The following is a 16,334-nucleotide window of genomic DNA, read 5'->3' on the forward strand; positions in this document are numbered from 1 at the left end:
TCTATTATTTTCCTAATTTTATCAAAGAAAATAATCAAACTATACCATGAGAAAAATCATATCATCCACCATAATCGCATTGATGATGTGCGTAGGTTCAATAATGGCCCAAGAATCTGGAAAATTTCGTGTTGGATTCGATCTGGGAATGGCAGTTCCTCAGGGAGGTGGTGCAGGACTCGGATTTTACCTAGAACCGAAGTTTAACTTGAATGAACGCATGAACATAGGGATTCGCTATGGGGGTGCAGCAACCTTTAGAAATATAGAGTTGAATCAGTCCACATCAGATGTGCGGGCAGAAGTAGGGGCTACCGGAACCTTAGGTCTTACATTTGACTACTACTTTATTAATGGAAGTAAATTTGTTCCGTTTGTTGGTGGCGGTATTGGCTACTACGGTTTTGCGAATATAGAAGTTGATTCAAGTGTTATTTCTGATGATACGATGCTAGATACTTCCATGGCCATAGCCCCAATGATTCGTGGTGGGTTTGAATTTAGAAAACTTAGAGTTTCTTTAGATTATAATATTTTACCAAGTTCAGAACTTGTGAATATGCAAAATCAACGCGTTGGAATTGTGGCGAATTCGTATTTGGGGGTCACCCTTGGTCTGTATGTAGGTGGAGGTAAATGGTAAATATTTAACCTTCGAATGCTTCTTTCGTCAAATCTTCAAACAAGATATAGGTAGCATAAAAGGTTAAGGGAATCGTGATAATCAGACCTAGAAAATAAAGCAGTGCACCTGCAATATTTAACCCAATGAATATTAATGTGAGTAGGAAGAATTTAAGCCATTTTCCTGTGATGAGCTTACGGCTTTCTTCTAGGGCTTGCCATGCATTCATTCCTCCAAAGATACTCATCAATACAGCAAAGTTATAGCTCACCATCAAATAGATACCAGGTATGATGAGCAAGAGTAAACCTATGGCAGTAAGTGCTTGTCCTAAAAGCCAAATCAAAACAATTGGAGTATAGAAGGCAAAACCTCCATAGAAGTGCCCATAATGTACAGGTAGACCTTGATTCAGTTTATTTGCTACTAGGTAAAATCCAGAGAAAAGAGGAGGGAAAAGTAAGATGGAAACAACTAAACTAGCTTGTGGTAAATATTGAAAAGTCAACAAATGAATGGATAGAATCAACATGGTATAGGCAGCGCTGTTGATAGCTTGTTTTTTAAACATCAACCAAGCACGTCCTAAAATGTCTGCGATATCGAAGTCATATCCTCGCTCTCGTATCGCTGCTAACTTTTCTTGATACATATATTTTGCAAAAGGAAGGCAGTATATCTTCACATACACTGCCTTCTTACTTTAGATATTCGGTTGAATTATTTCGTCATTGCTTCCAAGATATCATGCTTCGTGACTATGTGAATCCCATGTTGCTCATCACGCACGAGTACAGCTTTTTCTTTCTCCAACATAGAAGATAATACATCCAAGGTACTATCCAATGCAACAAATTTCATAGATCCTTCCATTACTTCTGATACATCGGCATCTTTGAGTGCTGGGTTTTCTATAATCTTGTTGAGAAGCTTGCTATCTGTAATGCTACCGATGACATGGCCGTTTTCCATCACTGGAATTTGTGATACGGATTTTGTATTCATCAGGTTGATAGCTTCTTTTACGGAGTCTCCCTTTTTAGCAGTTACTAGCTGATAACTTCCATTTCTGGACGCAATGATTTCTCTTGCTGTACCAAAGGATTTGTTTTCTAGGAATCCGTGGTTTCGCATCCAGTCATCGTTGTAGATTTTGCCCAAGTAGCGCGTACCATGGTCGGGCAAGATGATGACCATTCTATCCCCTTCTTGTAGGTGTACTTTGGCATATTCCAAGGCGCCATGAACAGCAGATCCACAGGACCAACCTACAAAAAGTCCTTCCTCACGGGATAGTCTTCGAGTCATAATTGCAGCATCCTTATCGGTAACTTTGATGAAATGATCTATCATGTCGAAATCTACATTCTTAGGAAGAATGTCTTCACCTATACCTTCGGTGAGGTATGGGTAGATTTCATTTTCGTCGAAAACACCTGTTTCCTTGTATTTTTTAAAGACCGATCCATAGGTGTCAATTCCTACGGTTACGATGTTTGGGTTTTGTTCTTTTAAAAATTTGGCTGTCCCACACATAGATCCCCCAGTTCCTACACCGGCAGCATAATGCGTAATTTTACCCTCGGTATCTTTCCAGATTTCAGGTCCAGTTGTCTCATAATGTGCCACTGCATTCGAGAGATTATCGTACTGATTGGGATAAAAAGAATTGGGGATATCTTGATTGAGTTTTCTTGCAACTGAATAATAGGAGCGAGGATCCTCCGGAGATACATTAGTTGGACACACAATCACCTCTGCACCAACAGCTTTCAAGATATCAATTTTTTCTTTGGATTGCTTATCTGCCATGGTGAAAATACATTTGTAGCCCTTGGCAATGGCAGCTAAAGCTAACCCCATTCCTGTATTTCCACTGGTGCCTTCGATAATAGTTCCACCAGGCTGTAAAATGCCTGCTTTTTCCGCATCTTCAACCATTTTGATGGCCATGCGGTCTTTCATCGAATTACCTGGATTGAAATATTCTACTTTTACAAGTATTTCACCTTTAATCCCTTTGTTCAATTTATTGAGCCGAATCAATGGAGTATTACCAATCGTCTCAATGATGGAATTATAAATCATAACTATTTGGATTTCTAAGGTCGCAAGTTACAAATAATTTCAACCTTTCCCTTGCTTAGAGGATGGAACCCAAAGAATATTCTGTTTACTTTTCTCCAACGGTGCTTAGAGGAATAGCAAACTCATCAATCAAAGCAACAGCTCCGTGAATACCTGTTTCATCCAAGTCTGATATGAGGATTTTTAAATTTTTGCTTACCGATGGATATTTGAAAGTAGTGATAGAAGCCAACATGCTTTTTTCAAATAAAGGATAAGCCTTTCTGATGGATCCTCCTAAAAGGATTGCTTGTGGGGCTAAGGTGTATAAAATATACTTGATCAGCTCCCCTAGATGATGCCCATAGTCTTGAAATGCTTGAATAGCTACCTGTTCCCCATTTAAGGCTTTTTTTGCCAAAGCTTTCGGTTTTGACCCATAGTAATGGATAAAAAACTTGCTACTACAATAAAATTCAAAATCTTTATCCAGATAAGGAATTGAACACCATTCTCCCGCAGCACAATTAAACCCATTGTATAAGTGGCTATTGGCGATGATACCCGCACCTAATCCCGTGCCGAGTGTAATCCCTACTACATGTTTAAATTGACCTGCTTTTCCAAACTTATATTCCCCTAAAACGTAGCAATTCGCATCATTATTGATAAAGACAGGTCTATTGAAGCGAGCTTGCAGAAAATCTCTCAAATGTACTTTTTGGAAAGAAGGGATGTTTGAGAGATTGAGCACAATGCCATCTTCGGTGTTGATTAGACCTGGAATTCCTATGCCAATTGCAAAAAAATCGTGATGTATATAGGATTCAATGATATCAGAAATAGTCTCTAAGATGTATTCCTGTGTCTCCATGGCCGGAGTGGGGCTGCTTCGGATATCTATCAATTGATTACCCACCAAGACACCTGTCTTGATGTTAGAGCCTCCTATATCTATACCTAAAATAGGTCTTTCGGTTTTGAGCATAAAACAAATTTCAATGATAAAAACTGGAAGAGGCTACAGTGGACTTACATAGCCTTTTCGGACAGATTTGATAGTGGTTTTTATATCATACCCTCAATTGACTTTTCTAGTTCCCTAGCGTGGGCTAAAAATTCCTCAACATTCATGTCCTTGAAGAATAATAAACCATGACTCGAACGCACTTTTGCTGTTTCATGCAAATAGAAATAGTTTTTACCTAAGAGTAATTGGATGTCGCTGAGTTGACTAACCCATACTCTCTTGGCTACGGTAGAAAACTTCCCATTGTGTGAATAGCTAGGGAAAGAAGCATTTACTTGAGAAAGGTAACAGTTGCTAAAGGAATCTTCCATAACAGACATGTCGCCCAACGATACTGGTACGATGACATTGGCTTCATGAGGTTCAAATTTAAACCAAACGTTTCTGTATCCAATGATCCTTAGATCGCTTAAATCTTTTTCTTCTCCCCATTGTCTAACTGCTTCTGCGGTTGCTTGCAATACTTTGTAATGGGTGTCTGGTCCTGAACCTTCCGGATCCAGGGTCAGGCTAATTTTTGTAGGGTTGACCTGTCTGAAAAGGCTGACGATGGGTTCGACATCACGTTTCTTATCGGGTTGTTCAGTAAAGATATCGCCTGTATAAAACCCTAGCCTTAGATGGTGTACATTTTTAACTTGTACTCCGAAATGTGCCCAAACCAATTCTTCTTCAAACTCTCGGATCATTCCTTTGAGTTTTTGTATTTTGGATGGATTTTTCTCTCCATCATAGCTGTTTCTAAGGATGCTGATGACATCATTGATAGTTTCCCTGAGCTGTTGCTTATTTTTTACTTCGAAGATGTCAACTAAAGCGCGGATTACCCGGTGGCTGAGACCACGTGCACGTCCGGCTGGGTCTTCTGCTGCTACCTTTGTTAAGTAATGGTATACATCTTTATCAGTTTTGAGCTTATAGCCTATTCTAAAAAAGTCCTCATAATGGACCATCTGTATTTCTCCATTATCCAATAGTTTTTTAGTATGGAGCAGAGTTTCTATAACAAAGGTATTGGTAACTGCGGTAAAGCCAGATGTCAGAACTGAAAAATGGGCTTCATTGCTATTTTCACTTAATTGATTGGTGATATGTGGCAAAATTCCCAAGGAAATATCATCATGGTGAGGTCCCGTGTGAAGAAGGACTTCATTTTTTTCTTTGCTTATTCCTTTATTGATCTTTGCAATCATGCTGTCCATCACCTGTGTGACGGTGTTTTCGGATAAATCGGGAATTTTTGAAGCATAGCGGTCATTTTTTAGATCTTCCAGCTTTAGCCGCTGGCCATATTTTTTCAGCTTTTTACACAGTTCAAGTACTGCTCGCTCAGTTTTTTCCCAAGTCCATTCTCCTTGAAAATAGTAAGCATCCACAGAGTCATTTAAGCGAACAGCTGCTCCCTTGGTAAGGTAAAAACGGCCATTTTTCAATTTCTGTAAGACTGTGGCCGGGTAGATATTGGTCAGATCTTCTTCCAAAGAGTCCTTGACTATCTGAGCCTTGGCTTCCCCAGCTGCAATAATTATCCCAACCGCATCTTTATTGTAAACAATAGTATCTAAACCTATAGTAATAACGAGACGGTTAGCTGAAACTTCAATGCCCCCTAAATCCCCAGCAGCTACTGCCTGTGTCTCAAAATTGGTTTCTGTCAAGCGTGTGGTAGAGAATAGGTGAGACCCTCTTGTATTGAATGCAATGTGGCCATCAGGTCCTATCCCACCCAAAAAGAAACCGATTCCACCTTTATCACGAATGCGCTGTTCGTATTCTCCACACCATTTGTCTATCAAATAGATAGATTCTTGTTGGAGCTTTTCCAGGGGTGTTTGAGCTTCTCTAAATCGTAAAGATAAATCTACTTTTAAGTCAGGAAATATGTCTCGATAGTGCTTTCCTTCTGCCAGAGGAATTTCATCTGAGTTGATCAGAATTGCCTTTGCTTTACTCAATCCAAACCCCTCCAAATAAAATTTATTTACATAATCAAAAAAGCTATTTTTTTGCTTAGAAGAAATGGGGTAAAACTCATCTATTTGAACAAATGTTAAGTCTTTTAAAATGGGCTTTGGGGTGTTTTCAAGTCCGTATTGTTTTCGAATATCTTTCCCGCGCTTGCTGTCCCAGTTTTCCAATAAATACTGTGTCCATTTGATAAAGTATTCGGGAGTTTTTCCTGTAGGTAAACTGATGACACCTTCTGGATTGGCTGCCACCCATTCCAAAAACCGGCATGCAGTCATCAACCCAAGTTTAGGAAAATTATCAACTACTAAATAGGGGATTTTTGTGCTGATTTTTTCAACACCTGATTCTCTTTGAAATGCTTTCTCTACTTCGGATAGTGGATAATTGCTCAGCATAATTTCTGGTTTTGTTGATTGGCTAATTTCTCACACAAAATAAAAAAACTTTTCTCTAAAAACGCAAACTTTATAGAAAAAATTAAAAAAGATATTTTACGATTTGTTAAAATATTGTATTTGTAAAAACTACTTTCACCTTTAGCTGAAATGATTTTATAACTTTGAAGATTTCCACGAGAGTGACTAGTTGTACTTTGGTTAATTCTTGAACGTTGATAAAATTATCTGCAACCTGCCCATTTTTAATAAGTTGAACAGCCTGTTTTTCTAATCTTAAGGCCATTAAATAGTAGTATGCATGATCTAGTTCTTGTGCTTCTTTATGAGAAAATACATTAATGGATTCGAGTAATTCAATCCGTTTACCAGTATTGGTTTCCTCTATTCCGTTTTTTAAAGCAAAGACCCGTACGAGGTCCACTAGTGGATTCATCATTTCTTTGCTATTGATTTTCTTCTCTCCATCAATTTTGATGGTTTTGATGCCTTTGAAGATTGTTAATGGGGGATTGTACTTGAGTGCATTTTCTCCCATGTGTACCCAAAATCGTTCACCTGCTTGGCTAAGTAATTGATTGGTATAAATTTTTAATTCTTCAAGTAATGAAAAATCCCCATAAATCGCTCTACAGTCAAAAAAGGTCGCATATTTCATAATGGTTTCTTCAGTAGATTCTTGAATCCAAGCTTCGTAATTTCTTTTCCAGTGGCTCAGAGAATGAGTCCACTTGGGGTTTTTGGCCATGAATCCCCCTTTACAAAAATCTATTCCGATTTCATTTAATTCGGTAGATATGCGATCGGCAAATGAAAGAAAGTATGCCCGTACTTCTTCCCGATGTTCGTTGGCTTTGTCTTCGTAGATAATGGCATTGTCTTGATCTGTTTTCAGTGTTTGTTCTCCTCTTCCTTCCGATCCTAGCACAAAAAAAACAAATTGAGCTGGAGGCGATCCCATTTCATGAATAGTGTTTTCAATTACACGAAGCGTGATAGTATCTGCAATGCTGGTAATGATTTGATTGATGATGGATGCCTTGAGCCCTTGCTGTACCAGTCGATTGACAAGATGAGGTACTTGCTTCCACTTTTTTCTCAATTCATAGGTGTCCAATGCTTGCCTGACAGATTGGATAAAAATAAAGGGACTGTTAGATTGCTCCATCAGAATTTTGGTTCGGCTGATCCAGCCTATGAAAGATTCTCCGTTTTTTACTAAAAGGTAGCGGGTTTTAGTCTGAAACATTAACAGCAAGGCTTTGTAGAGATATTCATATTGATCAATACTGATGATATTATCCTCCATAATTGAGGAAATGGGATGTTCTGAACTGATTCCTTTGGCCAGAACGTTATCTCTTAAGGTAATATCTGTAATGTATCCAACTAGTTTTTCTGACTCATCTTTTACAAAAAGTATAGATATTTTTTCTTGAGCCATGAGTACCGCTGCTTGCTGAATACTGCTGTCGGTCTTGGTAGTTGTAATACCATGATAGTGAAGTTCGCTGAGTTTTCGCGAAAAAAATTGCTCAGAAAAAGAAGCGTTCAAGGTACTCATATTATTTTCAACTGGAGGTTTTTGATTAAGTCAGCATACAAAAGCTTACTCAAAAATAAAGAGACCAAATACGAATTTGGTCTCTTTATAATTTCTAGTGCTGGGTAATTTACTATTTAAACTTTTTTAACGTTTATAGCATTCAGGCCTTTTTTGCCGTCTTTTACATCGTAAATTACTTTGTCATTTTGCGCTACTTTGTCAACTAAACCTGTGGCATGGACAAAGACATCGGATTGAGATTCATCATCTACAATGAATCCGAACCCTTTTGCTTCATTGTAGAATTTTACTGTTCCGGTAAGCATGATAAATTGGATAAATATGTGGTTAAATGCCTTATAAATGTAAATAATGAATTTTAAAATTCAAACAAAAATTTCGTTAAATTGCTTACATGAAAAAACTTGTACTCGTAAGACATGCGAAGTCATCGTGGGACAACCCCACTTTATCCGATCATGCAAGGCCTTTAGCTTCGAGGGGTTTAAGAGATGCACCCTTGATGGGCAAGCGGATAAAGAACAACAGTATCCTTCCGGATTTGATCATTTCTTCTGATGCAGAACGAGCCAAAGAGACGGCATTTGTGTTTGGTGAAATCTTGAAATATCCAAAGGAGAAAATTGTACTGACCAAGAACTTGTATCATGCAGCAACTTTTGAAATCATTTCAGTGATCCGGTCAGTGTCCTCAGATGTGGAGGTGTTGTTTATTTTTGGCCATAATCCTGGTATGAATGAATTGATGTGGAAGATGGGAGGTAAGCTGGATAATCTACCAACCACAGGGATCTTTGCTGTGAACGCCACCATAACTGATTGGAAGGATTTTGAGACCAGTAAGGTGGAGTTTTGGTTTGAGGATTACCCGAAGAAGTTTTGATTGAAATGTCAGATTTCATTTCCAATTTGAAAGTAAAGAATAAAAGTTTCATGGTCAATCGTGTATTTGTTGAGTGTGCTTCCTTTTATCGAAGTTCTATTTTTTACTACAAAATTGCTTTAAACTTTATGTTTAATGATTTTTTTGTTATGTTGGACTATTGATAATTTTTATGGCTATCTCATATGAATACGAAAGAGTTACAATTTCCTGTTTACATCCCTAAAAAATCATTAAAGGGTCAAGTAAGACTATTGGTGGGTTCATTGATTTTGGAGTTAAATAAAAAATTGAAAACACGACTTGAGCGTGGGGAACATCCTCAGGGGAAGCTGGAAAGATGGGCGTTATCTGCTTTAATTATCAATCTAGAAAAAAAACAAGATTTAGATGGCTTAGCCAATTTACACGCAAAATTATGGTCTAACCCACAATATTTGTCATACTATGATCAAATAGTAGATAGAAATAAAAGGGGTTTTGCGATGTTAAAAGAAGAGTTGTTGGCAGCATTGTCAACTCTGACCACCGGAACTCACACAATTAACAGGTTGGTTGAGTTTGGTTGTGGTAATGGTTGGCTACTTAATCAGCTCTCCTACATTCCTGAACTTCATGCGATCAACGAATTTGTGGGATTAGATATTAATGACTCTCAGATCAATAAGAATAGAAAAGCTTTTGAAGAAAACGGTAAGCTGAAGTTTATACATGGAGATATCACTGCTATGCTGAAAGAAGATTTGGGAGAGAGAACTGTTTATTTTACTTTTGGAGGAGTATTGGAGTATCTTAATGGAAAACAGTTTGAAGAATTGATACAGTTAATAGCAGATAAGAAAAGTTCTGCATTAATGTTTTTTGAGCCTATTGAGGATGCACAGGCATTGGAAAGTCAAGATCAGACCAAAGTATTTGGAGTTGAATTAAGCTTCAGTCATCCTTATTCTAACCTGATTCGAAAAGGTGGATTTCAAATCGTAGTTTTTAAAACCATTTATTGGATAGGGGGGGATTGGGTATTTGTGGTTGCTGCAAAAAATTAAACCTAGGCGAACGTATTTACCTACATACTTAGTGTTATTTTTTAAATAAAGAAAAATCATTTTCATATATAAATATTTGTTTTATATTTTTCAAATTGTATTTTTGATTATATTCTTTCAGGGTAATTATGAGTTTTTTACATATATATTTCCAGAAATCGGTAAGTAGCTTTCCAGAAAGGAAGGCCTTGGTTTTAGGTGAACAATATTTGACTTTTCATAGTCTTGATGAAAAATCAAAATTTTTTGCAAGTCAAATCCATTCAAAATATGGTGAGGGAAATATAATTGGCTTAAGTGGTACCAAAAACTTAAACATGATAGTAGCGCTTTTAGCTATTTTCAGGTCGGGAAATGCGTATCTTCCATTGGATCCAACTTTCCCCAAGTCTAGGCTTCAAGATATGATTACTACTGCACAACTCAGTACAGTAATATGTCAAAACGATGAAATAAACCTATGGACGGATTTAGAATTAACCGCGTTTCCAGTTCCAAAAGAAATGACTACGGTTGAATTTGAGGACAAATTTTTTCCTTTAGCGGCAGTCTTGTTTACCTCAGGGTCCACAGGTAAGCCAAAAGGGGTGAAATTACTCCATAAAGGATTACATGGACATATCGAAAATAAATTAAACATAGGGAAGCAAATCTTTGAACTTTGTTCTGAAAAGATTTTTAAATTTACTCAGTTTGCTCATATTGGTTTTGATGCTTCTATCAAAGAAATTTTTGAATGTTTCGCAGTAGGTGGGGAGCTTCACTTATTAGGTGATGAAGTGAGAAAAGATTCTTGGGAGTTTTTAAAATACCTAAAGAGTCAATCCATTAATTCAATAGATATACCTATTGCAACGCTTACTTTATTGGTTGAAGAGGTGCTCAAGCAAAAGGAAACGCTCCCGTCGTTAAAACAAGTGACAGTCGGAGGAGAAGTCTTAAAAATAACTACTCAAATCCGTGAATTCTTTACCAATCATACAAAAGCTATTTTAGTGAATGATTATGGCCCAACTGAGGCATCGATTGCCGTAACCCATAAGGTTTTGAATGGAGCTCCTCAAGATTGGGACGAACTGCCGTCTATAGGGGAAGCCTTAGATAACGCCACACTTTTTGTTTTAAATGAGCGATTAGAAGAGGTGGGTGAAGGAGAAATCGGAGAGTTATTCATAGGTGGGCCATGTTTAGCTGAAGGCTATATACATAATCAGAGCCTAACGGATGATCGTTTTATTTTCTGGGATAGAGGAAGGGAAATTATCCGATTATACAGTACAGGTGATCAAGTTTGTAAACTCGGAAATGAGTTTTATTTTAAAGGAAGGGCAGATGATCAGATAAAAATTCATGGTAATCGTGTAGAGCTTGCTGAGATAGAGCTCGCGATTTCATCCATTCCAGGTGTAGGAGAATCTGCTGTGAAGCTTCACACGGAAGAGTCAGGTCTAAAATCGATCATTGGGTATTTCACAATAACTGACATTTCTATTGTGAATAAGGTAGATGTTTTGAAAGGGATTGCTTCAAAACTTCCATCCTACATGATTCCTGCTCAATTGATAGAATTAAATGAGATTCCAAAAACATCCACTGGGAAGATTGATAAAAGGGCGTTGCCAATTACCACGAAAGAAAGACCAGATTGGTTAGGTGAACTTTTGATACCTACTAATAAAACTGAGGAGAAAATACTTGCAATATTTAAATACTTTTTAAGGTATGAAGTTCTTGGGATTAATGATAATTTTTTTGAATTAGGAGGTAATTCCTTTTTAGCTCAGAGGACTATTTCAGAGCTTCGATTCCTTTATCAACTAACTATTCCAATAATTGAGTTTTATAAGTCTCCAACCACAAAAGCTTTAGCTGCTTTTTTAGATGGCAAAAATCAGAGCTTAGAATTATCTAATGCAAACAAATTAGATTCTCAAAGGCCTGAAGTGGCCATAATTGGAATGGAATTCAACTTTCCAGGGACTTCAAATGAAGAAAGTTTATTGAAAGTTTTAACAGAAGGTAAAGAAACCATACAGTTTTTCACCAAAGATGAACTTGATGCTTCACTTTCATCTGCATTATTGAACAATCCCAATTTAGTTGCAGCAAGGGGTATAGTTGATGGTTATAGGGAGTTTGATAGTGGTTTTTTTGGGCTCAATGTTAAAGTAGCTGAATTAGCTGACCCCCAAATTAGGAAATTGCTGGAGTTGAGCTATGCAGTTCTCGAAAAAACAGGATATGCGTCTACAGATGAAGGTGGATTGGAAATAGGTGTATTTGCAGGAGCTTCTAAGAATACTTATTACGAGCATAACCTGCTTTCTCATAAAGATTTGTTGTCTATGTATGGGGATTTTCAGGTGGATTCCCTCAATGAAAAAGACTACATAGCTTCAAGGATAGCTTATCACCTAAATCTTACTGGTCCCGCTGCAAGTGTCTACTCTGCGTGTTCGACATCACTACTAGCCGTAGCTCAAGCGGTGGAAGCAATTCAATCAGGTAAGTGTTCGATGGCTCTTGCAGGAGCAGCTAGCATACACAGTCCAGTTGAAACGGGTCATGTTTATGAAGAGGGAGGGGTTTACAGTCGTGATGGTCATGTGTATTCATTTGATTCAAGGGCAAATGGAACTGTTTTTAGTGATGGTTTGGGAGTAGTGCTATTGAAGCGGCTTGATCAAGCGCTTAAAGATGGTGATCCGGTTTTGGCGGTAGTCAAAGGTGTAGGTATAAATAATGATGGAGGTGCCAAGGGAAGTTTTTCTGGTCCAAGTGCTTTAGGACAGGCCAAAGCCATTCGAATGGCTTTCGAAAAATCAGGTTTACAGCCCAAAGATGTAAGCTATTTAGAAGCTCATGCCACAGCCACTCCTTTAGGTGATCCAATTGAGATTGATGGATTAACTATGGTCTTTGGCAAAGAAAAGTCAAAACATGGGTGTGCTATTGGAACTATCAAGGCTAATATAGGGCATTTAAACGCAGCGTCAGGGATGGCTGGAATGGTAAAAGTACTTTTGTCAATTAAATACAAGCAACTCTTTCCTCAGATCAACTACAAACAGACAAATCCAAATATCAATTTTGAGGATAGTCCATTCTATGTAAATACGGAGTTAAAAACTTGGGAAACTACGGCCAACCAACCAAGAGTTGCAGGTATCAGCTCTCTTGGAGTAGGTGGTACAAATGTTCATCTAATTCTTGGGGAGTACCAATCGAAACAAGACACTCAACTACCTAATAAAATTAGTCGTCCTGCGTACCTACTTGGTTGGTCAGCTAAATCACAGGAAAGTGCTGATGCTTATAAAGAAAAATTAGAAAGTTATTTGCAAAAAACGCCAGTCTTAGATTTGCAAGACGTGGCCTATACGCTTCATCAAAAAAGACCTTCTTTCCAATGGAAAAATTTCGCTGTAGCTAGTAAAACAGACGGATATTTTATTTTTGAGTCCGCAGTTCCATCTGTAACGAGCTTAAAGCATCAAAAAAACGTATTTTTATTTCCTGGCCAAGGTGCACAATTTGTCAATATGGGTTTGCAACTTTTCAAATCCAATGAATTTTTTAAAGCATCTGTAGATGCTTGTGATGCCATTATTCAGCGAGTTGCAGGCTTTTCGATTTGCGAATCCATTTTCAAAGAAATTGTTGATGAGCAAGCGATTTTAAACTTGAATAATACCAAATTCACGCAGCCTGCATTATTTTCGATCGAATATGCATTAGCAAAGTTAATGCAAGAACTAGGTATTCAGCCAGACTTATTATGCGGTCATAGTGTTGGTGAGTTTGTGGCAGCACATTTGGCAGGAGTTTTTTCATTGGAAGATGCTTTGAAGTTGGTTTGTGAACGTGGTCGATTGATTTCCGAACTTCCAGGAGGAATCATGATGTCCATTCGGGCTACCTTGGAAGATGTTAGTCCATTCCTCACTGAAGGAGTTTCTGTGGCTGGGGTTAATGCTGCTAAACAAATTGTTGTGGCTGGGGAGCAAGAAACTATTGAAGCACTGGAAAAAGTCCTTTCGAGGAATGGAATTGTTAATAGGATACTTCGAACTAGCCATGCATTTCATTCACACATGATGGATGCGGCCAAGGAGCCATTCCGTGAATTATTTTCCCAAATTCAACTTTCCCCACCTAAGAAACCAATCATTTCCACAGTTACTGGCCAATTATTGACAGCGGAGGAGGCTTGTGATGTAAATTATTGGGTGGGACACATGAGAGAAGCAGTCATGTTTTACGATGCAGCTTCTACAATTTTACAGCAGGAGGAATATGCAGTTTTCATTGAACTTGGACCTGGCAAAGTACTATCTTCATTGCTCAGGCAGCATTCTCAAAGTAAGGGAAAGCTCATTGTAAATACCTTAGATGAAGAAAACTCCTATGCAGCATTTTTGACTTCACTTGGAAAACTTTGGTCTATTGGGCTTCCATTAAAACTTGATACGATCAATGGTGAATCTGGTAAACTAGTGGATTTGCCAACCTATGCTTTCAGAAAACAAAAACTGTGGATCGAACCAGCTTTGCAGGCCAGAACTGAGGAAATGAAACAAGAATTTTCTCAACCTATTCAAGAACAATTTATTCAACCAATAAACAAGCCTATGGAACGCTTGACAACTCTTAAAAATAAGGTGTTTGAAATGTTGGCAGATGCTGCTGGCATTGAGTCTCAATCAGAAGACGAATCATTTTTTGAAATGGGTATAGACTCCTTACTGCTTACTCAAATGGTCAGCATGGTGAAATCCAAATTCAATGTTCCGGTGACATTTAAACAATTGAATTCAGAGCTTTCAGATGTAAAATCTTTGGCAACCTATCTAGATCAAGTATTACCAAAAGAAGCAATCCCCGTCGCGGCAGTTCAACCTGTCTCTCAGATACCAAGTCAAGCAATTCCTTTGGGGGTATCTTCTGCTGTTCCTCAGATGCAACAGGTGCAATCGATTCAACCTATTCAGTCTGGAGCAACAGGCAACCTTCATCTTCAATTGATATCCAGGCAATTGGAGTTGTTGTCGCAACAAATTCAAGTTTTAAGTGGAGGAATTACCGAAAACTCTTTGGTACCATCTCAACCAATTACTCAGGATGTCTCCCAAGCTCCCGAAGCTAATTCTCTGGTAGCTTCTGAGAAACCCGCTCCTCAAGCGCCAGTCGAGGTCAAAAAGCAGAAAACTTTTGGTGCTATGGCACGAATTGAAAAGCAACGGGCCAAGTTGAGTGCCAGTCAAGAAGTCTTTATTCACAATTTTCAAAAACGATTCAACGAAAAAACCAAGGGAAGTAAAGCATACACTCAGGAGCATAGGCCATACATGGCTGATCCTAGAGTAGTATCAGGTTTCAAACCTGCGATCAAAGAAATTACCTATTCTCTTGTAGTTAATAAATCCAAAGGAAAGTATCTCTGGGATGTTGATGGGAACCAATATTTAGATGCATTGAATGGATTTGGTTCTGTTTTCTTGGGCCATAATCCAGATTTTATCAAAAATGCCATCATTGACCAACTTGAAAAAGGCTATGAAATTGGTCCACAGCATGAATTGTCCGGTGTGGTCAGTAAAATGATACAGGAAGTATTAGGTCATGATAGAGTTGCTTTATGTAATACAGGGTCCGAAGCGGTATTGGGAGCAGTGAGGATGGCTCGGACAGTGACGGGAAGGTCTTTGGTAATTTCTTTTAACGGGTCTTATCATGGTATTTTTGATGAGGTGATTGTTCGTAGTTTGCCAAATGGGAAAAGCTACCCTGCAGCTGCTGGTATTATGCCTGAGTCGGTACATAACATAATGGTGTTGGAGTACGGTACTCCTGAGTCATTGGAAATAATCAGGCAAAGGAAGGATGATATAGCTGCTGTATTGGTAGAGCCTGTTCAGAGTAGGAGTCCAGAATTTGTGCCCATAGAGTTTTTGAAAGAAGTGAGGACTATATGTAATGAATCAGGTTCTGCGTTGATTTTTGATGAAGTGATTACAGGATTCCGAATGGGCATGCAAGGTGTGCAAGGATTAATGGGAATCAAGGCTGATATTGCAAGTTATGGTAAAGTTGTAGGAGGAGGGATTTCCATTGGTGTGATGGCTGGCTCATCTCGATTTATGGATGCATTGGATGGTGGCTTTTGGCAATATGGAGATGATTCTGTTCCTGAAGCAGGGGTAACCTATTTCGCTGGCACATTTGTCAGGCATCCCTTAGCATTGGCTAGTACCAAGGCCTCTGTTGAATACTTAATCAAAGACAATGGTGCAATTCAGAGACGGCTCAATGATTATACTACACATTTGATGAAACGCTTAAATCAGGTTTTTGAGCATTATAACCTTCCGATGTATACGGTTAATTTTGGATCACTTTGGTTGACTAAATACAAAGAAGAGTTGCCACAGTCTGAGCTTATTTTTGCTTTAATGAGAGAAAAAGGAATACACATATATGAAAACTTTCCTTGTTTCTTGACAGAACCTTATGAAACATCTGACTTGGACAGGATTGTACAATCTTTCCAAGATAGTATTCAAGAGCTTGTAGCTCACGGTTTTTTTGCTGATTATGTGGGAGAACTCAAAGAAAAAAGGTCCAATCCGTTTGAGCAGGCTCCGATTCCAGGGGCAGAATTAGGTTTGGATTCACATGGTAAACCTGCTTGGTTTAAAAAAGATACCACCCAATCCGGTACATTTTACAAAATAGACGTAAATTAGGCTA

The 16,334-nt window shown here is 38.3% G+C and carries 10 protein-coding genes; 4 read left to right on the plus strand and 6 right to left on the minus strand.

What is annotated here, in order from left to right; all coding sequences use genetic code 11:
* Positions 1-46 precede the first annotated feature (46 nt).
* Positions 47-643 (plus strand): hypothetical protein, encoded by a 597-nt coding sequence (locus IPZ59_RS09895; RefSeq protein ID WP_236139686.1) that lies wholly within the window; start codon positions 47-49, stop codon positions 641-643.
* Between the two features lie 4 nt (positions 644-647).
* Here the strand turns inward: IPZ59_RS09895 and IPZ59_RS09900 are convergent, their stop codons facing one another.
* The 6 genes from IPZ59_RS09900 to IPZ59_RS09925 all read right to left on the minus strand — a co-directional run bounded on the left by IPZ59_RS09900 (position 648) and on the right by IPZ59_RS09925 (position 7,960).
* Positions 648-1,277 carry a hypothetical protein gene (locus IPZ59_RS09900; protein WP_236139687.1) on the minus strand — a complete coding sequence of 210 codons (630 nt, stop codon included), beginning with the start codon at positions 1,275-1,277 and terminating at the stop codon, positions 648-650.
* Between the two features lie 68 nt (positions 1,278-1,345).
* A complete protein-coding gene (locus IPZ59_RS09905) occupies positions 1,346-2,713 on the minus strand; it encodes a cystathionine beta-synthase (RefSeq protein ID WP_236139688.1) in 1,368 nt (455 codons plus the stop codon).
* 85 nt (positions 2,714-2,798) lie between these two features.
* Positions 2,799-3,680, minus strand: coding sequence for an ROK family protein (locus IPZ59_RS09910; RefSeq protein WP_236139689.1), 882 nt, complete (start codon positions 3,678-3,680; stop codon positions 2,799-2,801).
* An 80-nt stretch (positions 3,681-3,760) separates the two neighbouring features.
* Positions 3,761-6,088 carry a glucosamine-6-phosphate isomerase gene (locus IPZ59_RS09915; protein ID WP_236139690.1) on the minus strand — a complete coding sequence of 776 codons (2,328 nt, stop codon included), beginning with the start codon at positions 6,086-6,088 and terminating at the stop codon, positions 3,761-3,763.
* 106 nt (positions 6,089-6,194) lie between these two features.
* Entirely contained in the window at positions 6,195-7,652 is a 1,458-nt protein-coding gene (locus IPZ59_RS09920; protein ID WP_236139691.1) for a DUF294 nucleotidyltransferase-like domain-containing protein, read from the minus strand.
* Positions 7,653-7,768: 116 nt separating this feature from the next.
* The gene (locus IPZ59_RS09925; protein WP_236139692.1) at positions 7,769-7,960 is read right to left on the minus strand and encodes a cold-shock protein; all 192 of its coding nucleotides are present in this window, start codon (positions 7,958-7,960) and stop codon (positions 7,769-7,771) included.
* Between the two features lie 89 nt (positions 7,961-8,049).
* On the opposite strand from IPZ59_RS09925, the gene IPZ59_RS09930 reads away from it, so the two are divergent.
* The 3 genes from IPZ59_RS09930 to IPZ59_RS09940 all read left to right on the plus strand — a co-directional run bounded on the left by IPZ59_RS09930 (position 8,050) and on the right by IPZ59_RS09940 (position 16,330).
* A complete protein-coding gene (locus IPZ59_RS09930) occupies positions 8,050-8,538 on the plus strand; it encodes a SixA phosphatase family protein (protein ID WP_236139693.1) in 489 nt (162 codons plus the stop codon).
* A gap of 272 nt (positions 8,539-8,810) precedes the next feature.
* Positions 8,811-9,584, plus strand: coding sequence for a class I SAM-dependent methyltransferase (locus IPZ59_RS09935; protein ID WP_236139694.1), 774 nt, complete (start codon positions 8,811-8,813; stop codon positions 9,582-9,584).
* Positions 9,585-9,712: 128 nt separating this feature from the next.
* On the plus strand, positions 9,713-16,330 hold the full coding sequence (locus IPZ59_RS09940) for a type I polyketide synthase (RefSeq protein ID WP_236139695.1): 6,618 nt from the start codon (positions 9,713-9,715) through the stop codon (positions 16,328-16,330).
* Positions 16,331-16,334: the final 4 nt, after the last annotated feature.

This window comes from Mongoliitalea daihaiensis, assembly GCF_021596945.1.
Lineage (GTDB): Bacteria > Bacteroidota > Bacteroidia > Cytophagales > Cyclobacteriaceae > Mongoliitalea > Mongoliitalea daihaiensis.